This is a genomic window from Kitasatospora sp. NBC_00240, from assembly GCF_026342405.1.
GTDB lineage: Bacteria > Actinomycetota > Actinomycetes > Streptomycetales > Streptomycetaceae > Kitasatospora.
On sequence record NZ_JAPEMU010000001.1, the window covers coordinates 8,046,414 to 8,068,950 of the forward strand.

Annotated in this window: 19 protein-coding genes; 11 read left to right on the plus strand and 8 right to left on the minus strand. The window is 72.9% G+C overall.

All coding sequences use genetic code 11. The annotated features are described in order from the left end of the window. Positions 1 to 631 precede the first annotated feature (631 nt). Genes OG689_RS34525 through OG689_RS34550 form a run of 6 tightly spaced genes read left to right on the plus strand, consistent with a single transcriptional unit; the run spans position 632 to position 7,741 of the window. Positions 632 to 2,254: a hypothetical protein gene (locus tag OG689_RS34525; protein WP_266324914.1), complete on the plus strand. Its 1,623-nt coding sequence runs from the start codon at positions 632 to 634 to the stop codon at positions 2,252 to 2,254. Beyond that, the gene (locus tag OG689_RS34530; protein WP_266324916.1) at positions 2,251 to 3,711 is read left to right on the plus strand and encodes an FAD-binding oxidoreductase; all 1,461 of its coding nucleotides are present in this window, start codon (positions 2,251 to 2,253) and stop codon (positions 3,709 to 3,711) included. The genes OG689_RS34525 and OG689_RS34530 overlap by 4 nt, the downstream gene beginning before the upstream one ends. 21 nt (positions 3,712 to 3,732) lie before the next feature. Continuing rightward, the gene (locus OG689_RS34535; RefSeq protein WP_266324918.1) at positions 3,733 to 4,215 is read left to right on the plus strand and encodes a hypothetical protein; all 483 of its coding nucleotides are present in this window, start codon (positions 3,733 to 3,735) and stop codon (positions 4,213 to 4,215) included. A 15-nt stretch (positions 4,216 to 4,230) separates the two neighbouring features. Continuing rightward, positions 4,231 to 6,222 carry a GMC family oxidoreductase gene (locus tag OG689_RS34540; protein WP_266324920.1) on the plus strand — a complete coding sequence of 664 codons (1,992 nt, stop codon included), beginning with the start codon at positions 4,231 to 4,233 and terminating at the stop codon, positions 6,220 to 6,222. After that, positions 6,219 to 7,391, plus strand: a complete 1,173-nt coding sequence (locus OG689_RS34545; RefSeq protein ID WP_266324922.1) for a ferritin-like protein — start codon at positions 6,219 to 6,221, stop codon at positions 7,389 to 7,391. The genes OG689_RS34540 and OG689_RS34545 overlap by 4 nt, the downstream gene beginning before the upstream one ends. Continuing rightward, positions 7,388 to 7,741: an antibiotic biosynthesis monooxygenase gene (locus OG689_RS34550; RefSeq protein ID WP_266324924.1), complete on the plus strand. Its 354-nt coding sequence runs from the start codon at positions 7,388 to 7,390 to the stop codon at positions 7,739 to 7,741. Before OG689_RS34545 ends, OG689_RS34550 begins: the two co-directional genes overlap by 4 nt. Positions 7,742 to 7,936: 195 nt before the next feature. Here the strand turns inward: OG689_RS34550 and OG689_RS34555 are convergent, their stop codons facing one another. Continuing rightward, a complete protein-coding gene (locus OG689_RS34555; RefSeq protein WP_266324926.1) occupies positions 7,937 to 8,347 on the minus strand; it encodes a Fur family transcriptional regulator in 411 nt (136 codons plus the stop codon). A 571-nt stretch (positions 8,348 to 8,918) separates the two neighbouring features. On the opposite strand from OG689_RS34555, the gene katG reads away from it, so the two are divergent. Then, the gene (gene katG / locus OG689_RS34560) at positions 8,919 to 11,150 is read left to right on the plus strand and encodes a catalase/peroxidase HPI (protein WP_266324928.1); all 2,232 of its coding nucleotides are present in this window, start codon (positions 8,919 to 8,921) and stop codon (positions 11,148 to 11,150) included. Positions 11,151 to 11,253: 103 nt separating this feature from the next. On the opposite strand, the gene OG689_RS34565 is transcribed toward katG, so the two are convergent. Both OG689_RS34565 and OG689_RS34570 read right to left on the minus strand, forming a co-directional pair. Continuing rightward, the gene (locus tag OG689_RS34565) at positions 11,254 to 12,012 is read right to left on the minus strand and encodes an alpha/beta hydrolase (protein ID WP_266327647.1); all 759 of its coding nucleotides are present in this window, start codon (positions 12,010 to 12,012) and stop codon (positions 11,254 to 11,256) included. Between the two features lie 160 nt (positions 12,013 to 12,172). Further along, complete coding sequence (locus OG689_RS34570; RefSeq protein ID WP_266324930.1) at positions 12,173 to 12,502, minus strand: DUF6401 family natural product biosynthesis protein; 330 nt, start codon at positions 12,500 to 12,502, stop codon at positions 12,173 to 12,175. Between the two features lie 251 nt (positions 12,503 to 12,753). Between OG689_RS34570 and OG689_RS34575 the strand changes: the two genes are divergently transcribed. The 3 genes from OG689_RS34575 (at position 12,754) to OG689_RS34585 (ending at position 15,523) form a co-directional block, all read left to right on the plus strand. Beyond that, positions 12,754 to 13,680 carry an LLM class F420-dependent oxidoreductase gene (locus OG689_RS34575; protein ID WP_266324932.1) on the plus strand — a complete coding sequence of 309 codons (927 nt, stop codon included), beginning with the start codon at positions 12,754 to 12,756 and terminating at the stop codon, positions 13,678 to 13,680. Between the two features lie 347 nt (positions 13,681 to 14,027). Next, complete coding sequence (locus tag OG689_RS34580; RefSeq protein WP_266324934.1) at positions 14,028 to 14,882, plus strand: S-methyl-5'-thioadenosine phosphorylase; 855 nt, start codon at positions 14,028 to 14,030, stop codon at positions 14,880 to 14,882. A 71-nt stretch (positions 14,883 to 14,953) separates the two neighbouring features. Then, entirely contained in the window at positions 14,954 to 15,523 is a 570-nt protein-coding gene (locus OG689_RS34585) for a histidine phosphatase family protein (RefSeq protein WP_266324936.1), read from the plus strand. Positions 15,524 to 15,550: 27 nt separating this feature from the next. Here OG689_RS34585 and OG689_RS34590 read toward each other — a convergent pair whose 3' ends face one another. After that, a complete protein-coding gene (locus OG689_RS34590) occupies positions 15,551 to 16,603 on the minus strand; it encodes a glycosyltransferase family 2 protein (RefSeq protein WP_266324938.1) in 1,053 nt (350 codons plus the stop codon). Positions 16,604 to 16,965: 362 nt separating this feature from the next. After that, positions 16,966 to 18,423 (minus strand): MFS transporter, encoded by a 1,458-nt coding sequence (locus OG689_RS34595; RefSeq protein WP_266324940.1) that lies wholly within the window; start codon positions 18,421 to 18,423, stop codon positions 16,966 to 16,968. Between the two features lie 424 nt (positions 18,424 to 18,847). Between OG689_RS34595 and OG689_RS34600 the strand changes: the two genes are divergently transcribed. Then, entirely contained in the window at positions 18,848 to 19,843 is a 996-nt protein-coding gene (locus tag OG689_RS34600) for a sigma-70 family RNA polymerase sigma factor (protein WP_266324942.1), read from the plus strand. Positions 19,844 to 19,890: 47 nt separating this feature from the next. On the opposite strand, the gene OG689_RS34605 is transcribed toward OG689_RS34600, so the two are convergent. The 3 genes from OG689_RS34605 to OG689_RS34615 form a co-directional block, all read right to left on the minus strand. Continuing rightward, a complete protein-coding gene (locus OG689_RS34605; protein WP_266324943.1) occupies positions 19,891 to 21,021 on the minus strand; it encodes a HAMP domain-containing sensor histidine kinase in 1,131 nt (376 codons plus the stop codon). Further along, positions 21,014 to 21,709: a response regulator transcription factor gene (locus OG689_RS34610; protein ID WP_266324944.1), complete on the minus strand. Its 696-nt coding sequence runs from the start codon at positions 21,707 to 21,709 to the stop codon at positions 21,014 to 21,016. Before OG689_RS34610 ends, OG689_RS34605 begins: the two co-directional genes overlap by 8 nt. A gap of 70 nt (positions 21,710 to 21,779) precedes the next feature. Continuing rightward, positions 21,780 to 22,535 (minus strand): VanZ family protein, encoded by a 756-nt coding sequence (locus tag OG689_RS34615; RefSeq protein ID WP_266324945.1) that lies wholly within the window; start codon positions 22,533 to 22,535, stop codon positions 21,780 to 21,782. Positions 22,536 to 22,537: the final 2 nt, after the last annotated feature.

Consider the following 22,537-nt stretch of genomic DNA (forward strand, 5'->3'; position numbering starts at 1 on the left):
GTGCCGGTCGCGCGGCGGAGTGGGCGTCGACGGGCACCCGCCGTACGGCGGGTCGGCGGTGGGTGAGCGCGGCACGTGTGTGCCGACCGGTCGTCGCGGGGTGGCCGAGGCTGCGGTGGCTCCCTGAGAGAGCGCTCTCCCGCAGTTTCGGTGGCTCTCCCCGGACCTGTCAAGGCATCATGTCGCCCCGCATGTCCGCGCGGTGCGGGCGGGCCCGTCCGGCGGTGGGCCGCCCCGGATCCGTGCGGGACCTCAGGTCGCGGCCCTGACCTGCAAGATCATCCAAATGTGGTCCGATCGGCCGGGTCGGACGGTGGCCCGGCGGGCGCCGATGCGCGGCCCGCCCCTGGGAGAGCGTGATCCTAAGGGCCCGCTGCTCGCGGGCTTCTCGCGGACTCCTCGTCGGCGTCGCTCTCCGCGGGGCGGTGGCGCGGGGCTGCGCCCGCATCCCCGAGGTGCCCCTGCCTCGGCGTCCCGACTGGGCCGGACGGATGGTGTTCCGTCAGGTCTTCCAATCCGTCCGTATCCGAACAAAGACGCACGTCGAACCCCTTCTCCCGCCTCCTCCCGGGGTCGTCCGGACGCGTGTCGCCATGCTTCGTTCGTGGACGCTCGGCTCCATGGTGGGGGCATGGCAATCGACCTGAAGCAGACCGCGATCGATCCCGACCAGCCGACCGTCCCGCCGACCCGCAACACCCAGGAGGCCGTCCGGGCCGCCCTGGGCGACCTGCAGGGCAACATCCTCAAGAGCCACGGCCGCGACCACAGCCGCCACCTCTTCATCACCTTCGCCACCGGGAGCCCCGACGACCGGCACCAGGCCAGGCAATGGCTGGCCTCGCTGGTCCGACCCGGGCACGTCACCTCGGCCCTGACGCAGTACGAGGAGGCGAACAGCTACCGGGAGACGCTGCGGACCATCAGCCGCAACGGCGCGATCACGGCGGCCGACCGGACGGCCATGGTCCTGTCCGCCAGCACGGTCTTCGTCGGCGTGATGGTCTCGGCCGCGGCGTACCGGGATCTGCGGCTCGGCGCGGACCTCACGCCGGACGACCCGTCCTTCGCCCTCGGGGCCAAGGACCGGGCGGCGATCCTCAACGACCCGCCGGTGACCGCCTGGGAGCCCGCCTTCCAGGGCACCCTGCACGCCCTCGTCGTGGTCGCCGACGACGATCCGGTCAAGCGGATCGACCCCCTCGTGGCGGAGCTGAGGCAGCGGCTCACGGCGATCGGCGCCACGGTGTTCGAGGAGACCGGCACCGCCATGCGCTTCGACGCCCACGGCAGCCCGAGCCCGACCGGGGTGGTGCACGAGCACTTCGGGTTCGCGGACGGGGTGAGCCAGCCGCTCTTCTTCGCCCGGGACATCGAGCAGGCGAGGACGGTCAACGGCGGCATCGACAGGTACGACCCGAGTGCCCCGCTGGACCAGGTGCTGGTCAAGGACCCGGCGGGCGGGGTGGACGGCTACGGCTCGTACTTCGTGTACCGCAAGCTGGAGCAGGACGTACCGGGCTTCCGCGACGACGAGAAGGCCCTGGCGCTGGAGATCGCCCAGCAGGCCGACCCCAAGGCGCAGGAGCCCACGGCCGCCGACATCGCCCTGGCCGGGGCCTACATGGTCGGCCGGTTCCAGGACGGGACCCCGGTGGTGGACCAGCAGGTGCCGGGGCTGGCCTCGCTGCCGAACAACTTCACCTACGACGGCGACGTCGACGCGGTGCGCTGTCCCTTCGCGTCCCACGTCCGCAAGGTCAACCCGCGCGGCGACAAGCAGCGCCAGTTCGCGACGCCGCTCACCCAGGAACGGACCCAGCGGATCGCCCGCCGGGGCATCAGCTTCGGCCCGGTGACCCTGGATCCCGGGCCCGAGGACAGGGTGGGGCTGCTGTTCCTGTGCGCGCAGAGCAGCATCCCGGACCAGTTCGAGTTCATCCAGGCGCTCTGGGCGAACTTCGAGGACTTCCTCACCCCCGGTACCGGCCTGGACGCGGTGATCGGCCGGCTGCCCTTCGCGGACCCGCGGGGCGACGCGGTCGAGCAGCCCTGGCCCAAGGCGTACGGCTCGCACAACCAGCTGGACTTCTCGCAGAGTCCGCCGGCGGCCACCGACCCCTTCTTCCCGAAGCGGGTCGGCCAGTGGGTGACCATGCGCGGCGGCGAGTACTTCTTCGTGCCGAGCCTGAGCGCCCTGCAGCGGTTCGGCGGCGTGGTCGAGCCGCCGGCCGGGAAGGCGGCCGGCGCGTGAGCCACCACCACCGGGCCGTCGACGCCCTCGCCCGGAGCCTCAGCGGATACGTCTGCGAGCCGGGAAGCCCCGACTACGCCGGCGTGATCGAGATCGACAACGGCCGTACCCGGACGCCCCCGGCCTACGTGGTGCGCGCCAACTCGGTCGCCGACGTCGCCCGGACCATCGCGTTCGCCCGGGAGCTCGAACTGCCGATGACCGTACGCGGCGGCGGCCACAGCGCCGCCGGGTACTGCCTCAACCGGGGCGGCGTCGTGCTGGACCTCGGGCTGATGAAGGCCGTCGCGCTGGACCGGGACAGCAGGCGGCTGAGCGTTCAGATGGGTGCCACCTGGGCCGACGTGTACGGGTACGTCTCCCGCGAGGCCACCCCGCTGATCCCGGTCGGCGGCGGCTGCCTCACGGTCGGGCTGCCCGGATTCCTCCAGGGCGGCGGCTACAGCTTCGTCTCCCGCTCGTACGGACTGGGCAGCGACAGCGTCACCGCGATCAAGCTCGTCGACGCCGCCGGCCGCCTGCGCACCCTGACCGCCGACGCGCCCGACGAGGCCGACCGGGACCTCTTCTGGGCCTGCCGAGGCGGCGGTGGCGGCAACTTCGGCGTCGCCGTCGAGATGACCCTCCAACTGCACACACCCGCCGCCGCGACCGTGCTGGGCGGCGGGCTGTCCTATCCGCTGGAGCGCGCCGAGGAGGTGATCGCCGCCTACGACGCCTGGGCCGGGGGCGTCCCCGAGGCGATGGCCGCCTACGGCTACGTCGGCCGCGACCCGGACCCGGCCGAGCCGACCCGGAAGATCCCCACCTTCCGGATCACCCCGGTCTTCAACGGGGAGTACGCCGACGGCGTCGACCTGCTGCAGCCCATGCTGAGGCTGAAGCCCTTCGACGTGAGCCTCTACTCGATGCCGCTGCCGACCCTGGAGGCCACCATCGGCCGATCCACCCTGGTCGGCGACCGCCAGGCCTACATCCGCTCCGGCGTGATCGGCGACGACGGCTGGCGCGGCGACATGATCGAGGCCGTCCAGGACGCCATGGGACGCGCCCCCTCGCCCGACAGCTTCGTCGTGTGGACGCACGGCGGCGGCAAGGTCGGCCACCCGGACGGCGACAACCACGGGCCCTACCCGCACCGCGACAAGCGCTACGTCTTCGAGCTCAAGGCCATCTGGGACGACCCGGCCGGCATCCGCTCCAACGTGGAATGGGCCTTCGACTTCGGCGAGGCGCTCAGCGCCGACTTCCACGGCGCCTACGTCAACTACATCGACCCGTTGCAGAAGGACTGGGCGGTCGCCTACTACGGCGACAACCTGGCCCGGCTGAAGGCCGTCAAGGCGGCCGCCGACCCCACCGGGTTCTTCCGCTTCCAGCAGGCGGTCGACTCGCCCTTCGAGCCGGACCTCCGCCGCCCGCTGGACCTGAGCCCCCTCAACCGCACCCTCCTCTGATCGCAGTCCCGGGAGCGACCCATGACCAACGGCACCCCCACCCCCAGCCCGCAACAGATCTTCACCGACTTCTCGGTGGCCCTGACCGGCTTCGACCGGGCCGAGCTGGCCGGCACCGGCCTGATCGAGACGTACTACACCACGCTGCTGCAGATCATCGGCGAACGCGAGGCCGGACACCTGTTCCAGGCCGCCGCCGAGGCGCTCGCCGCCGACCGCGAGGACCCCGACGGCGACGCACTGAGGACGCGGGTCATCGAGAACCGGCGCTACGCACCGGTCGTCGTCAACCTGATCAAACTCTGGTACCTCGGCAGCTGGTACCCGCTGTCCGGCGGCTACCGCGACGTCAACGGATCGACCGCCGACGACGTCGAGCACGTCGTCTCCCCCCAGGCCTACCGCGAAGGCCTGGTCTGGACCGCCGCCGGGGCCCACCCCATGGGCGCCAAACAGCCCGGCTTCGGCTCCTGGGCCGAGCCGCCGTACCTGCCCGTCCGCTGAGCCCGAGGAAGCGCCATGAGCACCAACGACTACGACATCGTCATCGTCGGCGGCGGCATCTCCGCGGCCACCGTCGCCAAGACCGTCATCGAGCAGGCCGCCGCCCAGGTACCGCCCCGGCACCCGCGGATCCTCGTCCTGGAGGCCGGCCGGGCCACCGCGATGAGCGCCGACAAGTACGACAGCTATGTGGAGGCGTACCAGGGGACGGTGGCCAAAGTCCCCAACGCGCCCTACCCCGCCAGCGGTTCTGCGCCGCAGCCGGACGTGCTGGACATCGGCCGCCCGGTCATGGGCCCGGACGGGACGACCAGGGTGCCCAGCGACAACGGGTACTTCGTCCAGATGGGCCCGCTCCCGTTCGGCAGCGACTACACCCGCTCGCTGGGCGGCACCACGCTGCACTGGCTCGGCACCTGCCTGCGGATGCTCCCCAACGACTTCCGGATGAAGACGGAGTACGGCCGCGGCAGGGACTGGCCGCTCGGCTACGAGGACCTCAAGCCCTACTACGAGCGGGCCGAATGGGACATCATCGGCGTCTCCGCGAACGTCGAGGACCAGGTCTACCCCGGCATCGGCGGCGACCCGGAGGCGTACTTCCGCAGCGCCGACCGGAACCGGTTCCCCGACGGGGTCTACCACTTCCCGATGGAGCGGATCCCCAGCAGCTACCTCGACCGGTACCTCGCCAAGAAGTCCGCCGGCCTCGTGGTCGGGCTGACCGACCGGAACGGCGTCGAGCACGCCTTCCCGATCAAGATCAGCAACACCCCGGTCGGGCGCAACTCCCAGCCAGCCAAGGGCTACCAGGTGGTCGGCGCGGTCGGCAACGCCGACCACGGCCAGCGCTGCGAGGGCAACTCCAGCTGCATCCCGATCTGCCCCGTCCAGGCCAAGTACAACGCCCTGAAGACGCTGTACGAACTGATCGTCAAGTACCCCGACCGGGAGCCGGAGGAGGGCGCTCCCCGGAAGGCCAGGTTCGCCGTCCGCAGCCAGTGCGTGGTCTCCCGGGTCCGCCACACCCAGCAGCCGGGGAGGACCGGGACGGTCACCGGGCTCACCTTCACGACGTACTTCGACGACGGCAGCGCGCCCGTGGAGACGACGGTCACCGCGGACCGCTACGTCCTGGCGGCCAACGCCGTCGAGAACGCCACCCTGCTGCTCGCCTCCGGCGCCGCCAACAACAGCGACCAGGTCGGCCGCAACCTGATGGACCATCCGCTGCTGCTCACCTGGGGCATGTTCGAGGACAGCGTCGGTGCCTTCCGCGGCCCCGGCTCCACCTCCGGCATCCCCGCCTTCCGGGACGGCTCCTTCCGTTCGGAGCGCACCGCCTTCCGCGTCGAGATCGGCAACTGGGGCTGGAACTTCCCGGAGAACGCCCCCTACGACACCGTCCAGGATCTGGTCGGCGGCGGGGAGAGCGGGCAGGTCAAGCTCTACGGCAAGGAGCTGCGCAAGCGGCTCGGCGAGATCCTGCCCCGCCAGTTCCGGATCGCCTGGGAGCTGGAGCAGGATCCCGAGCCGACCAACCGGGTCACCATCGACGACCGCTGGAAGGATTCGCTCGGCAACCACCGACCCGTCATCCACTACGACCTCTCGCCGTACATGCGCGCCTCACTGCCCTGGGCGGCGGAGGCGAGCCGGCAGCTGTTCGCCCAGCTCGGCATCGCCGACAAGGTCCGCCGCCCGGAGTACCGGCCCGGCGACTACACCCACTACGACCCGAACGACCCGTCGGCGGTGACGTACGAGGGCGTGACGTACTGGGTGCGGGGCGCGGGACACGTCGTCGGCACCCACCGGATGGGCGAGGACCCGGCCACTTCGGTGGTCGACAGCCACCAGCGCAGCCACGACCTGCCGAACCTCTACATCGTCGGCTGCGGCAGCATGCCCACCCTGGGCACCTCCAACCCGACGCTCACCATGACCGCGCTGGCCATCCGGACCGGCGACCGGATCGCCGAGCAGCTGAAGGGGACGGACGCATGACCGAGCCGACCAGGATCTCCACCCTCAAGGACCTGAGGGCCGCCCTCCAGCTGGCCGTCGGCCTGGAGCTCAGCACCGTCCCGGTCTACCTGACCGCCCTCTACTCCATCGAGGACGGTGCCAACACCGACGCGGCGCAGACCATCCGCAGCGTGGTCATGGAGGAGATGCTCCACATGACCCTCGCGGCCAACGTCCTCAACGCCATCGGGGAGGTGCCGAGCCCCGAGCCGGTCGAGTTCCAGGGCCGCGCCCATCTCAGCCCGATCCCCGCCTTCCCCCTGGACAGCCCGCTGATCTCCGGCATCGGCACCCTCGAACTGCTCCCGCTCACGCCGGCCGCCGTGGACAGCTTCGTCCGGATCGAGCACCCCCTGCACGGCGCCGCCACCCTGGCCGGCATCCCCGCCAGCCCGGGCGGCTTCCGTACCATCGGCGAGTTCTACGACGCCGTCGACACGGCCCTGGGGGATCCCGCGATCTGCCCGGACGCCGTCTTCCGGCCCGTCCGGCAGATCCCCGACAGCGACTACTACGGCGGCGCCGGCCACGTCATCGAGGTCGCGGACCGCGCCTCCGCGCGAGCGGCCGTTCTGAAGATCGTCGACCAGGGCGAGGGGCTCCCCGAGGAGTACCTGCACCGGCCGGCCAAGACCGTCACCGACGAGGACCGGCTCGGCTCCGGCTGGCAGATGTACTCCCACTACGCGCGCTTTCGCGAACTGCAGACCGGCCGCCGCTTCCGCACCCACCAGCTGGCCGACGAGACCCCCGAGGGATCCATGCTGCTGGTCGACTACTCCGCCGTCCGGCCGGCCCTGTTCACCCCGCGCAACGGCGACTGGGCCGGCGGCCCCGAGGACTTCGCCATGGACGCCTTCGACCTGGCGTACTCGCGGCTCGTCGACGACATCTACCGCGCCTTCGCGGGCGAGCCGACCGAGGTCGTCGACCCGCTCGACGGCCACACCGAGCCGGACCGGCCCACGCTGCGCCTGGCCGTCCACGCCATGTACGCGCTGAGGAACGCCGCCGTCGCCCTGATGCGCACCCCGAACCCGGCGAAGCCCGGGCACACGCTCTGCCCCCGCTTCTCCTACGTGGCGCCCGGCGGGGACCGGGACAAACTCGTCCAGCGCGCCGAGGGCGGGGGAGGGCGGGGCCGGTGATCTCCATCGTGACGAAGTGGTGGTACGTCCCCGGCCGGGAGCAGGAGGCCGTGGCCGCGCTCACGGACCTGGTGCAGCAGGTGCGGGACGGCGAACCCGACACCCTCATGTACTGCCTGCACACCGCCGACGTGACGGGCTCCCTGCCGCCGCCCACCCCGAACGAGGTGATCTTCCTCGGCGCCTGGACCGACCGCCAGGCCTTCGAGGCCCACCGGAAGGGCAAGATCTTCACGGACTGGCTGGAGAAGTACCTCCACCTGTTCGTCCAGAACGACGGGAAGCTCTACGTCAGCGCCGAGTTCGCCGACCGCTTCGCCGGCTTCGTCCGGGGGGCCGCCGTCGGCTGATCGCGGCCGACGGCACGACCGTGTCCCGCAGGGGTTTCGCCACCCTGCGGGACACGGTCGTGCCGGCTTCGTCCGGAAGCCGTCGGGCCGGCCGGCGGCCCGCCCGTTGTCGGGCGGCGCCTTCACCGGGCGGCACCTTCACCGGGCGCACCTTCGCCGGGCGGCACCTCGTCGGGCGGCACCCTCGTCGGTGCGTCAGACGCAGGACGGGCAGAGCCCCCGGTAGGTGACCTCGGCCCGGGAGACCGTGAAGCCGAACCGCTCCTCCGCCGGGAGGTCCGCCAGCGGGTCGCGGGCCGGGTGGACGTCGCGGACGGTGCCGCAGCCGGAGCACACCAGGTGCTGGTGCGGGTGGTGCGCGTTGGGGTCGTAGCGCTTCGCCCGGCCGTCGGTGGCGACCTCTATGACCTCGCCGAGTGCGACGAGTTCGCCGAGGGTGTTGTAGACGGTCGCCCGGGAGATCTCGGGCAGCCGCTGCGCCGCGCGGGTGTGCACCTCGTCGGCGGTGAAGTGCACGTGGTCACCGTCGAGGACCTCCGCAACGACCCGCCGCTGGGAAGTCATCCGCCAGCCGCGTCCTCGCAGTCGCTCCAGCAGGTCGCTCATATTGGTCCGCCTATTCGGGGTCATGGGATGGCTGGATTTTATCAGTGGGCTTTCGGTACGGATCCGGCAGGAGGCTGATGTTCTTCTTGACTTAGAACCTGTCCATCGTAGGATCGGTTCTGGTGACAGCCAAGAGGGTGGAACGACCCCGGTTACGGCAGGAGGCAGGGTGTGACGGCCACCGCCGGGAAGCCACGCGGTCCGGGCCTGCGCAGGGCCGGTGCCCGCGCCGGCCGGCCCGACGCGACCCGGGAGGGTGACCACCCCTGCCCGGGGACTCCCGGTCCCGGCCGGCGCGCTCCCAGGACGATCGGCCCCGGGCCGCGCGGTTGCGCCGGTCCCGTCCGCCGCCGCCCCGGACGCGGCACCCGCCCGCTCACCACCACCAGCTCGATCCCCGTACCGCACCGGCCGGCGCCCAGGCCCGGCCCGAGCGGCACGGCGGGGGCGGCCACCGGGGCGCGGACCCCGGTTCTTCCCTCGCTCACGGTCCCCAGCACCGCCGTTCGGTTCCCCAGCACCGCCGTTCAGTTCCCCTGCACCGTCATTTGCCAGCTCCGGAGGAATTCCCATGTCCGAGAACCATGACGCGATCGTCGTAGACGCCAAGACGGAGACGGGAGGTGGCTGCCCGGTCGCGCACGGCCGAGCCCCGCACCCGACCCAGGGCGGTGGCAACCGTCAGTGGTGGCCGGAGCGGCTCAACCTGAAGATCCTTGCGAAGAACCCCGCGGTGGCCAACCCGCTCGGTGAGGAGTTCGACTACGCCGAGGCATTCAAGAGCCTCGACCTCCCCGCCGTGAAGCAGGACATCGCCGAGGTGCTGACCACCTCGCAGGACTGGTGGCCGGCCGACTTCGGCCACTACGGCCCGTTCATGATCCGGATGGCCTGGCACAGTGCCGGCACCTACCGGATCAGCGACGGCCGCGGCGGCGCCGGAGCCGGACAGCAGCGCTTCGCCCCCCTCAACAGCTGGCCGGACAACGGCAACCTGGACAAGGCCCGCCGCCTGCTCTGGCCGGTCAAGAAGAAGTACGGCCGGACCCTCTCCTGGGCCGACCTGATGATCCTGGCCGGCAACGTCGCCCTGGAGACGATGGGCTTCGACACCTTCGGCTTCGGCGGCGGCCGCGCGGACGTCTGGGAGCCCGACGAGGACGTCTACTGGGGCCCCGAGACCACCTGGCTCGGCGACGAGCGCTACACCGGTGACCGGGAGCTGGAGAGCCCCCTCGGCGCCGTCCAGATGGGCCTCATCTACGTCAACCCCGAGGGCCCCAACGGCACCCCGGACCCGCTCGCCGCGGCCCGCGACATCCGGGAGACCTTCCGCCGGATGGCGATGAACGACGAGGAGACCGTCGCGCTGATCGCGGGCGGCCACACCTTCGGCAAGACCCACGGCGCGGGCCCGGCGGAGAGCGTCGGCGCCGACCCCGAGGCCGCGTCGATCGAGCAGCAGGGCCTGGGGTGGAAGAACTCCTTCGGCACCGGCAAGGGCGGCGACACCATCACCAGCGGCCTTGAGGGCATCTGGACCAACACCCCGATCACCTGGGACAACACCTTCTTCGACATCCTGTTCGGCTACGAGTGGGAGCTCTTCCAGAGCCCCGCCGGCGCCAACCAGTGGCGGCCGAAGGACGGCGCCGGTGCCGGCACCGTGCCCGACGCCCACGACGCGACCAAGAGCCACGCCCCGACGATGCTGACGACCGACCTCTCGCTCCGGATCGACCCGGCCTACGAGCGGATCTCGCGTCGCTTCCACGAGGACCCGGCCGCGTTCGCGGACGCCTTCGCCCGCGCCTGGTTCAAGCTGACCCACCGCGACATGGGCCCGGTCGTGCGCTACCTCGGCCCGGAGGTCCCGTCCGAGACGCTGCTGTGGCAGGACCCGCTCCCCGCGGTCACCCACGGGCTGATCGGTGCCGCCGCCGTCGCCGCGCTCAAGGAGCAGGTCCTCGCCTCGGGCCTGTCGGTGTCCCAGCTGGTCTCCACCGCCTGGGCCTCGGCCTCCTCCTTCCGCGGCAGCGACAAGCGCGGCGGCGCCAACGGCGCGCGCATCCGCCTCCAGCCGCAGATCGGGTGGGACGCCAACGACCCGGACCAGCTGGCGACGGTGCTGAGCCGCCTGGAGAGCATCCAGGAGTCCTTCAACGCCGCCCGCACCGACGGCACCCAGGTCTCGCTCGCCGACCTGATCGTGATCGCCGGGGCGGCCGCGGTCGAGAAGGCCGCCAAGGACGCCGGCTTCGACGTCGTCGTACCCTTCACGCCGGGCCGCGTCGACGCGTCGCAGGAGCAGACCGACGTGGAGTCGTTCGCCGCTCTGGAGCCGGCCGCCGACGGGTTCCGCAACTACCACGGCAAGGGCAACCGGCTGCCGGCCGAGTACCTGCTGATCGACCGGGCGAACCTGCTCAACCTGAGCGCCCCCGAGCTGACCGTCCTGGTCGGCGGGCTGCGCGTGCTGGGCGCCAACCACCAGCAGTCGCCGCTCGGTGTCCTCACCACCGCCCCCGGCTCGCTGACCAACGACTTCTTCGTCAACCTGCTCGACCTGGGCACCACGTGGACGGCGGCGTCCGGGGACGAGAACACCTTCGAGGGCCGCGACGCCGCGACCGGCGAGGTCAGGTGGACCGGCAGCCGCGCCGACCTGGTCTTCGGGTCGAACTCGGAGCTGCGCGCCGTCGCGGAGGTCTACGCGAGCGACGACGCGAAGGAGAAGTTCGTCAAGGACTTCGTCGCCGCGTGGGACAAGGTCATGAACCTCGACCGGTTCGACCTGGTCTGACCGTCCGACGCCCCGGGCCGGCCGATGTCTCATCGGCCGGCCCGGGGCGTCTTCCTACGTGTCCGACCGCGGCGTCCGGTGTCCGCCGCTCGGCCTGCGCGGGTCAGCTCTCCGTGCGGACCGGCGGGCGGGGGCGGGTTCCCTGCTCGGTACGGGGGAGCGGCAGCAGCGGAAGGTCGAGCCCGCCGGGCGCCGCGCCGTTCAGGGCCAGAGCGGCGGCCGCCTCGGCGGGCAGGTCGCGCAGACCGAGCAGGCCCGCGGTGAGCCGGGCGGTGGCCCGGTGCCAGTCGCCGGCGCGCTTCAGCAGGGTGTGGCCGCTGCCGGTCACCGTGTAGCCGCAGACCTGGGCGCCCGCGGCCCGGGCCCGGGCGGCCAGCAGCCGGGTGTCGCCGGGCTTGGTGACCCGGTCGCGGTCGCCGTGCAGCAGCACCACGTCCCGGCCCTCGAGCTGCGCGCAAGGATCGTCCTGCGGGCACCAGGGGGCCAGCGCCACGACGCCGGTGACATTGGGGTGGCCGGCCGAACGGAGCGCCGCCCGGCCGCCCATCGAGTGCCCGACCAGCACGGTCGGCACATGGCCGAGTTCCTCGGCGAGGTCGTTGAGGGCGGCCGCGGTGTCCCGGGCGGCGTCCGCCTGCGCGCCGTTCCAGCCCCGGTGCCGGTAGCGCACCACGCCGATCGCGACGTCCGCCGCGGCCGTCTCACGCTTGATCGCCCGGATGAAGCCCTGCATCCGCAGGCCCGGCAGGTTCAGCGGGCCGGGCTTGGCGAGGCTGTGCTCCTGTCCGCCGTGCAGTACCAGGACCGCCGCCGACGGCTGCTCCGGCAGGACCCGCCACACCAATGCCTGGTGGCCCGCCACCCCGCCCTTGCACACCTGCGTGTTCACCCTGACCGTTCCCGCCGTCGATCGCTTCGTGAACCGCCACTGTACGCGTCGGCCCGGTCGCGGCAGCCGGTTTCCGGCCGATCGGCCGACCGGGGGAGGGTACGGGGCGTGCGCCGGTCCGTGCGCGCCCGCCTCAGGCGTCGAGCAGCCCGTTCTGGTGCACCAGCCAGCAGATCGCCGTCAGCCGGTCGACCGCGTAGTCGTACCCGACCGGCTGGTCCCAGCCGACCTCGGCCAGGGCGTCGAGGAAGCCGAGCGCGTAGTCGGTGAGTTCCGCGCGCCGCAGCGGTCGGAGCACCAGCTCCGGGCCTTGGGCGAACAGGCGTTCGCGGATCTCGGCGGCGTGCTGGTCGACGGCCGCGACGAAGCCCGGCTCGGCGGCGAACGCGGCCAGGCGCGGGGTGTAGGAAGCCACGATGCCGGTGAGGGGGCAGCCGGCTGCTTCGTCGGGAAAGGCGATCACCCGTCGAGGGTAGGCGAGCGGAGGGCCCGGCACGGCGGGCCCCGGCGATCGGAAGGTGAGACCTTGGCCACCCGCCGGGGGCGTACGCCCGGCCGGGGCGGGCCGGGGTGCGGGTGGGGGCCCGGGCCGGTCACAGGCCGGTCACAGGCCGGGCGCGGGTCGCCACGGGGGCCGCGACGGGGGCGCGAGAATTCGTCCGGATCGGCCGGGTCCGCTTCGCCATCGCTACGATCTGTACAAGAATGGGTGCCATGGATCTCCGCATCTTCACCGAACCCCAGCAGGGCGCCTCCTACGACACGCTGCTGCGCATCGCCCGGACGACCGAGGAGCTGGGCGTCTTCAGCGCCTTCTTCCGCTCCGACCACTACCTCAAGATGGGCGACGTGGACGGCCTGCCCGGCCCCACCGACGCCTGGATCACGCTGGCCGGGCTCGCCCGCGAGACCAGCACCATCCGGCTCGGCACCCTGATGACGGCGGCGACCTTCCGGCTGCCCGGCGTGCTGGCCCTCCAGGTCGCCCAGGTGGACGCGATGAGCAACGGCCGGGTCGAGCTCGGCCTCGGGGCCGGCTGGTACGCCGAGGAGCACGCCGCGTACGGCATCCCCTTCCCGAAGGAGCGGTTCGGGCGGCTGGAGGAGCAGCTCGCCATCGTCACCGGGCTCTGGGAGACCAAGCTCGGCGACACCTTCGACTTCGCGGGCACGTACTACCAGCTGTCGGACTCCCCGGCGCTGCCCAAGCCCGTCCAGGACCGGATCCCCGTCCTGATCGGCGGCAAGGGCCTGCACCGTACGCCCGCGCTGGCCGCCCGGTACGCCGACGAGTTCAACCTGCCCTTCGTCTCGACCGGCGAGAGCCGGGAGCAGTTCGGCCGGGTCCGCACCGCCGTGGAGCAGGCCGGGCGCCGCGGCGACGACCTGGTGTACTCCAACCTCCTGGTGGCCTGCGTCGGCAAGGACGACGCCGAGGTGGCCCGGCGGGCCGCCGCGATCGGTCGCGACGTCGCTGAGCTGAAGGCGCACGGCCTGGCCGGCACGCCGGACGAGGTGGTGGAGAGCATCGGCCGCTACGCGGCGGCCGGATCCCAGCGCTGCTACCTGCAGATCCTCGACCTCCAGGACCTGGACCACCTCGCGCTGATCGCCGACAAGGTCGCGCCGCAGCTCGACTGACCGGCCCGGTGGCGGGCAGGCCGGGGCGGCGCGGGGGCCCCGCCTGCCCCGGCCGTTCCGTCTGTCCCGCCGTCCCGCCGACCCTGCCGGTCTCGGCCGTCCCGCCTGCGTCGCCCGCTCCGCTCGTCTCGGCCGTCCCGCCTGCGTCGCCCGCGCTGCCCGCGCCGTCCCGCCTGCCCCGGCCCCGGCCGTTCCGTCGGCCTCGCCGGTCCCGTCCGTCCGCGATTCGTAAGACCGCGACCGGCGCGGTGCCGGCCCGCCCCGCCCTAGGGTGGACGACGGGCGCCCACCGCCCCCGGGAGCCCGGCCGGGCCCCGCCACCCGGACGTGACCGAAAGGCTGACGCCATGCCAGGAACCACCGGCCCCGCGCGCGCGGAACTCGGCGTGATCGGCGGCTCCGGCCTGTACGCCCTGCTCGACGACGTGACCGAGATCGCCGTCGACACCCCGTACGGGCCGCCCAGCGACTCGCTGTTCGTCGGCGAGGCGGCCGGCCGGCGGGTCGCCTTCCTGCCCCGCCACGGCCGCGGCCACCGGCTGCCGCCGCACCGCATCAACTACCGCGCCAACCTGTGGGCCCTGCAGTCACTCGGCGTACGGCAGATGCTCGCCCCCTGCGCGGTCGGCGGGCTGCGCCCCGAGTACGGGCCTGGCACGCTGCTCGTCCCCGACCAGTTCGTGGACCGCACCTCCGGGCGGGTGCAGACCTACTACGACGGCCGGCCGCTGCCCGACGGCACCGTCCCCGAGGTCGTGCACGTGTCGATGGCCGACCCGTACTGCCCGGACGGCCGTCGCACCGCTCTCGCCGCCGCCCGGGACGTCGCCTGGGAGCCCGTGGACAGCGGCACCCTGGTGGTGATCGAGGGCCCGCGCTTCTCCACCCGCGCCGAATCCCGCTGGTTCACCGCCAACGGCTGGTCGGTGGTCGGCATGACCGGGCACCCGGAGGCCGTCCTCGCCCGCGAACTCGGCCTCTGCTACACGTCCTTGGCCCTGGTGACCGACCTGGACGCGGGTGTGGGGAGCGGCGAGGGAGTCACCCACGGCGAGGTGCTGGCCGTCTTCGCCCGCAACGTCGACCGGCTGCGCACCGTCCTGTTCAAGGCCCTGGAGGGGCTGCCGGTCACCCGTGACTGCGTCTGCTCGCACGCCCTGGACGGGCTCGGCACGGGCCTGCCGGGCATTCCCTCGCCCTGACCCCGGCCGCGCCGTTGAGTAGCAGCCCGGGGCGGCACGCCGCCGCCCGCCGACCTTGAGGGGGAGTCCCGATGGCGGTGGAGATCGTCTACGAGACCCACGCGACCACCACCGACAACGAGGCGGGCATCGCCACCGGCTGGCTACCGGGCCGGCTCTCGCCGATGGGCCGCCGCCAGGCGGTGGAGCTGGGCGAGCGACGGCGCGACGGCGGCTTCGCGGCGGTGTTCGTCTCCGACCTGCGTCGGGCGGTCGAGACCGCCCGCCTCGCCTTTCCCGACGGCCGGCCGCCCGTCCACCAGGACGTCCGGCTGCGCGAGTGCCACTACGGCGAACTGGACGGCGGCCCGGCCGCCCGGGTCGCCGCGCGGCGGGCCCGGCACCTGGACGAGCCGTTCCCCGGCGGCGGGCAGAGCTACCGCCAAGTGCTCATCGCCACCGCCGACTTCCTGCGGGACCTGGCCGCCGGGAGGGACGGCGCCCGCGTCCTGGTGATCGCCCACTCGGCGAACCGGTGGGCCCTGGACTGCCTGCTCGCCGGGGCGCGGCCGGAGGATCTGGCGGTCGTTCCGCCCGCCTGGCGTCCTGGCTGGTACTACACGCTCACCACCGACGGGCCGACCGCGCCGGGCGTCCGGTGAAGCGGTCGGGCCGGGTCGGGAGCGGGCTCAGGCGCTCGGGGCGGGTGTGCGGCCCACCCGCAGCAGCTGCGCGCGGCGCCGGTACAGCCGGTGCATGCGCTGCAGGGTGACGAACTCGCTCATCCGGTTCGCCAGCGTCAGGCGGTACTTGACCCGCAGCGGGGCACCCAGCGCGTTGATCTGCTCGACGCCGATCGTCCGCAGCAGCCGGCTGACGTGCTGCTGGTAGGCCTCGCGGTACCCCCGGTCGCCGTCCGGCACCGACCAGAAGAACATCGGGAGCTCCTCGACCAGGGTGTTCCGGTCGTACGAGCGCAGGTACTCACGGAACTTGGGCTCCGGCTGGGCGAGCAGCCACTCACGGACCAGCTCGATCGATCGGACGCGGTCGATCAGGCCCTTGGGGTCGGTCTTCATCTGCGTGATGGACATGTCGCCCGCGTCGCGCACCCGCCAGTGGTAGATCGGCTCGGAGAGCACGTCCACGCTGCCGGCCAGGAAGTGGTGCGGCACGCTGACCGGGGCGTCCTCGTAGAGAATGCCCTCGGGGTAGAGGATGCCGGCGGTGTCGAAGAAGCTGCGCCGGTAGACCTTGTTCCAGGCGGTGCGGTCGGTGACCAGCGACGGGATCTCGGTGACATGGCTCTTCAGCCGGGTCTCGCGGAACGGCTTGCGGTGCGCGTGGGACTGGTAGTGCTCGGCGGTCCGGAAGCGCAGGGCGTTGCCGGCGGCGAAGTCCGACCCGGTCTCGTCCAGGGTGCCGACCATCAACGCGTAGGCGCCGGGCGGCAGCGTGTCGTCACTGTCCATGAAGGCCAGGTACTCGGTGCTCCCGCCGAGGTGCCGCAGACCGGTGTTGCGAGCCGCGCCGAGGCCCTTGTTCTTCTGCTGGACCAGCCGGAACCGGGGGTCCGCGTCGGCGTACGCCTTGGCGATGACCGCGCTGCCGTCGGTCGAGCCGTCGTCGACCATCACGCACTCGAACGCGTCGAAGGTCTGGGCCGCGATCGAGTCGAGGCACTCCTCCAGGTAGCGCTCGACGTTGTAGATCGGGACGACGACGGAGAGTCGGGGTGCCATCGGCTCCGCGGGCCTTTCGGTCAGGGGCATGTGACCGGCGCTGCGGCCGGATCACGGGTGATCGGTCGGAGATTAACGCCGGATCCGGAGTACTCCGTGACCGCTACGTCGCCAGGACATGAACTCTTGGTGTCGGCAAGGAATCCAGCTCGACCGACCAGGACATCAATGCCCTGACCACCGATATTAGTTGAAACACATGAGTTGGCGTCAAGCGGTGGCAAAGCCGGAGAAGCCGGGCCCGTCCGAGGCCGGGGCCCCGGCCTCCCGGGTGCTCCGCGAAGCGGCCGTCCGCCCCCGGGGCCTCCGGGAACGGACGGCCGCCTGCCTTGGGCAACACGCCCCGGTGGCCGGCGGCAGGCTCAGGCGTCGGCGGTCGTCACCGGCCCGGAGTCCCGTGCGGGCAGGTCCGGTTCGGGATCGGACGCGGTGGGGCCGCCGACACCCGGCCGGGTGCCTGCGAACACGGCCGGGCCGCGCCGCCGGGCCATCGCCGCCGCGATCACCAGGTAGGGGACGGCCGACAGGGCGAACAGCGTGGCGTGCGAGGTGCGGCCGGAGGCCGCGCCGTAGGCGGCGTACACCAGCAGGGTGGTCAGGCCGGTGCCGAGGCCGCCCAACGACGTCACGGTGGCGCGACTCGGGCCGGTGACCGCGTCCTGCAGCCGGGCGTCGGTGACCACGTCGGCGGCCTGGAAGACCGCGAAGGCCAGCCCCAGCAGCACGAATCCGCCGGGGATCCCCCACAGCGCGCCCGCCGCGAGCGCCCCGGACGCCAGGGCCACCGCGGCGCCCAGCGAGCGCCCGGAGAGCCGTCCGGCCGTCCCGGCCAGCAGGCCGCCGGCCGTCACGCCGGCCCATACCAGGAGGGTGAGCAGCGGTACCTCCGCGGTCGTGGCACCGGCCTCGGCGGCCAGCAGCGGTACGTACTCGTCCAGTGAGCCCCAGACCGTGGTGACCGCCACGGCCAGCAGCAGGGCGTTCCGTACGGCGGGGCTCCCGTGCGCCTCGGCGAGGCCGTCCCGGAGGGTGCCCAGGTAGCCGCGGGCGGATCCGGCGAGGTCGGCGGCTTCGTCGGCCGGGGCGTTGTCCGCCGGGGCGGGGCAGGCCGGGGCGTTGTCCGCCGGGGCGGGGCAGGCCGGGGTGCTGTCCGCCGGGGCGGGGCAGGCCGGCGGACGGTCGGCCGGGGCGGGGTCGGCCGCGGCCTGCCGGTGCTCGGGGAGCCGGGTGGCGGCGAAGGCGCAGAGCAGGCAGGCGGCGACGCTGGCCGCGCCCAGGCCGGAGTAGCCGGCCAGCGTGAAGACCGGAGCGGCGAGCGCGCCGGCGGTGGCCGTGCAGGCCGTGCCGACCGCGCGGGCCCGGCCCATCAGGCGGGGGTAGCGGGAGCAGGCGCCGTGGCTCGCCAGCTCCTCGTAGACCAGCGCCTCCAGCGCGCCGGAGCGCAGCGCGCTACCCGCGCCCCAGAGGACGAAGCCCGCGGCGAACACCGGGAAGGACGGGAAGGCGACCCAGAGGCCGAAGCCGGCCGCCGACAGCAGCGGACCGGCCACCAGCAGCAGCCGCCGGGAGACCACGTCGGCCCAGACCCCGGACGGTACTTCGAGGAGCACGCCGGTGAGCGACCAGATGCCGAACAGGACGGAGATCTCGGCGGTGCTCAGGCCGTGGTCGGCGAAGAGCAGCGCGTAGACGGGGTACAGCAGGACGAAGTCCTCGAACCCGGCGTAGCACAGCAGGGCGCGCTCAAGGCGGCGTACCTCGCGGACGGGCCGGGCGGGCCGGGCGGCCCGTGGGGACAGGCGGACGGCGGGGAAGGGCATGGACGTTCCTCTGCGGAGGGGGACGGGCGGGCGGCGGTCGCACGTCGCACCCGGCGGCCCTCGGCAGCCACTTCCCCCCGGATCCTCGGCGGGGGATCCGGCGGAGGATCAATGTCGTCGGCTCATGGCACCCAGTCTACGAGCGGGCCGCCCGGCCCTCACCCGGTTTTTCGCGGCCTCGCCCGCCCGCACCCGCCCCGTCCGTCATCGGCGCCGGGCCACGTCCGCGCACACCTGCCCGCCCGTCCGCGCTCGGGCCTGCTCGCACCCGCCCGCCGGTGCTCGGGCCCGCCCACGCCCGCCGCCGGCCCCAGTATCCCGTCGAGGTCCAACGGTGCGAGGTGTTCGCCCCGTCGGCAATCCGCCTCGGGTGTCACCGGCCCCGGATAGGGTGGCCCGGGCAGGAGCGGAGAAGGGGCACGGCGTGACGGCGGCAGAAGAAGGCTTCGATCGCCTGGTCGAACCGTTCCGGACGGAGCTGCTGGCGTACTGCTACCGGATGCTCGGCTCGGTCCACGACGCCGAGGACCTGGTCCAGGAGACGTACCTGAGGGCGTGGCGGGCGCGGGAGCGGTACGACGCCGCTCGCAGCTCCATGCGCACCTGGCTCTACCGGATCGCGACGAACGTCTGCCTGACCGCCCTGGAGGCCCGCGGCCGCCGACCGCTTCCGTCGGGGCTGGTCGCTGCGTCCGATCCGCTCGCGCCGTTCGTCCAGGGCGAGCACGCCGCCTGGCTCCAGCCCCTGCCGGACTCGCTGCTGGAGGCGGGCGATCCGGCCGGGCTCGCGATCGACCGGAGCAGCCTGCGCCTGGCGTTCGCCGCCGCCCTTCAGCACCTGTCGGCGCGTCAGCGCGGTGCGCTGATCCTGCGTGACGTGCTCGGCTTCTCCGCGTCCGAGGCGGCCGAGATCCTCGGTACCACCGCCGTGTCGGTGAACAGCTCCCTGCAGCGGGCACGGGCCAGGGTGAAGGCGGCCGGGGTCCGGCAGGAAGGTCTCGGCGAGCCGTCCGCGGCCGAGCAGCGGGCCTGGGTCGATCGCTACATGAAGGCTTTCGAGCACGCCGACGTCGAGGGTCTGAAGCGGCTGCTCACCGAGGACGTGGTCATGGAGATGCCGCCGATGCTCAACTGGTTCAGCGGCCGCGCCAACTACGGCCTGTTCATGGAGTGGGTCTTCGGGAGACTCGGTACGGACTGGCTCCTGCGGGCGGTCACGGCCAACGGCCAGCCCGGTTTCGCCGCCTACACGGGCATCGGTGGCGGGTACCGGCTGCACACGCTCCAGGTCTTCACCGTCACCGCCGAGGGCATCAGCCGGAACTCGGTGTTCCAGGATCCGCAGGTCTTCGCGGCGTTCGGCCTGCCGCCCGGCCTCGACGACCAGGGACCGTCGCCGCGCCGACCGGGGCCGCACTGACCCGCGCCGCAGCGGGAGCACTTGTCGACCACGGCCGGACAGCCGGCTCAGCGCGCCCCGCCCGGGGACGACGGGGCCGGCGTGCCGGGCAGCCGGACGGTGACGAGGAGGCCGCCGGCGGGGCGGGCGACGAGGTCGAGGGTCCCGTCGTGGGCGCGGACGATGCTGTGCACGATGGCCAGGCCGAGGCCGAGGCCGGCGTGCTCCTCGGTGCGTACGCGTTCCGTTCCCCGTCGGAAGGGTTCGGTGAGGGTGGGTACCAGGTCCGCGGGGAGCCGACGTCCGGTGTTCTCGACCCGCAGCACGCTCGTTTCCCCGTGCGCCTCGGTGTGGACGGTCACGGCGCCGCCGGCGGGGAGGTTGTGGACGACGGCGTTCTGGACGAGATTCGTCACCATCCTCAGCAGGAGCTCCGCGGAGCCGCTGGTCCAGGCCGTCCCGCCGGTGACCTCGAGGGTGATCCGGCGCTGTTCGGCGAGGGGAAGCAGCGTCTCGGCGGCTTCCTCGGCGACGAGGGAGAGGTCGACGCTCGCGCGGGTGAAGTGACCGCGGTCGCCCCGGCTGAGCAGCAGGAGGGCTTCGGTGAGGTCGATCGCCCGCGTGTTGACGGCCCGGAGGCGTTCGATGAGTTCGTCCCCGTCCCGGGTGGGGTCCTTGCGGGCGACGTCCAGGAGCGTCCGCGAGATCGCCAGCGGGGTGCGCAGTTCGTGGGAGGCGTTCGCGGCGAACCGCTGCTGCTCGGCGACGTGGGACTCCAGTTGTTCGAGCATCAGGTCGAACGCGTCCGAGAGTTCCCGGAATTCGTCCCGGCGGCCCCGCATACGGATCCGGTGGGAGAGTGACCCGTTCTCGGCCATCCGTGCCGCCTCCGTGATCCGTGCGAGTGGTGAGAGCATCCGGCCGGCGAGGATCCACCCTCCCACGAGGCCGAGCACCAGCAGGAACGCCAGGACCGCGGCTGCCCTGGGGGCGAACACGTGCAGGAGGTTCGACCGGACGGGAAAGACACCACGCAGGGGGGCGCCGGTGGAGCCGGGGACGATGAGCGCGCGATCGGGGACGTACCGCAGGAGGAACAGCCACACCGCCGCGAGCAGCAGGACGCCGGCCACCATCAGGAATCCGGCGTAGCTGAGGGTGAGCTTGAAGCGAACGCTCAACCCGGGCGCCCTAGTCACGGCCGCCTCCCTCGTGTCCGGCGCCCGGGTGCGTGTCGATCCGGTAGCCGACGCCGGGCACCGTGGCGATGACCCATGGCTCGCCGAGCCGTTTGCGCAGGGCGGAGACGGTGATGCGCACGGCGTTGGTGAGGGGGTCGGCGTTCTCGTCCCAGGCCCGTGCCAGCAGCTCTTCGGCGCTGACGAGCCCGCCCTCGGCGGCGACCAGGACGTCCAGCACGGCGAACTGTTTGCGGGTGAGGGCGACGTAGCGTCCGTCGCGGAAGACCTCCCGGCGGAAGGGGTCGAGCCGCAGCCCCGCGATCTCGCGGACCGGGGGCCGGGCGTACCCGCGTCTGCGGTCGAGCGCCCGCAGCCGCAGGACGAGCTCCCGCAGGTCGAACGGTTTGGTGAGGTAGTCGTCGGCGCCGAGCTCGAAACCGGAAGCCTTGTCGTCGATCCGGTCGGCGGCGGTGAGCATGAGGATCGGGATGCCGCTGCCGGAGGCGACGATGCGCCGGGCCACCTCGTCGCCGGAGGGCCCGGGGATGTCGCGGTCGAGGACCGCGAGGTCGTAGGAGTTGACGCTGAGCAGTTCCAGGGCGGAGTGGCCGTCGGCGGCGATGTCGGCGGCGATCGCCTCCAGCCGCAGACCGTCCCGCACGGCTTCGGCCAGGTAGGGCTCGTCCTCCACGATCAGTACGCGCATGCCCGAAGCCTAAGCAGCACCGTCCGCCGCCGACGTGTGCACGGACCTGCGGACACACCGGGCAGGCGACTCAGCCTTCCGATGCCGATGCCGATGCCGATGTGGGTGTGGGTGCGGGTGCGGGTGCGGGTGCCGGCACGGGGCGAGGCCGGTCCGCGGGTGTTTCCGCCGTGGTGCGCCACCAGCGGCGCGACGCCAGCGCGGCCAGCACGGCGCCGGCGGCGTTGACCAGGACGTCGTCCACGGAGGACACCCGGTCCAGCCGCAGGACGTACTGCGCGGTTTCGACCAGGACCGAGCAGCCCGCCCCGAGCGCCAGGATCCGGGGCACGGACGCCAGGGCCGTGAACCGCATCGGGGCGAAGAACCCCAGCGCGGCGAGGACCAGCAGGTTGCCGACGATCCCGAGCGGCCCCATCGTGACCAGGTCCCGCAGCGGGACCAGGCTCACCCGGACGGGCGCGTCGGCACCTGCCTGGCCGCCCGGCATCATGGTCAGCCAGAGGAACGGCACCGTCCCGTGGACCATGCCCACCTCGGCCAGGGACGTCCGCCACGCCGAAGCGACCCCGGCGGCACGCCGACGGCGCGCCAGGGCCCACGCCACCAGCGCGGCCAGCGGCAGCGCGACCAGCGTCATCAGCACCACGCCGTTGAACGTGTCGAAGCAGCCGTGCCACTGCCCGGCCGCGCACCTCGGAGCGGACATCATGAGCGGCCGCCGCACCACGAACGCGGCGCCCGCCAGGCCGAGGACCGCCAGGCCCAGGAGCACGATCCGGCGTGTGCGGCGGGGCGGCGCCGACAGGGATGCCTTGTGGTTCATGC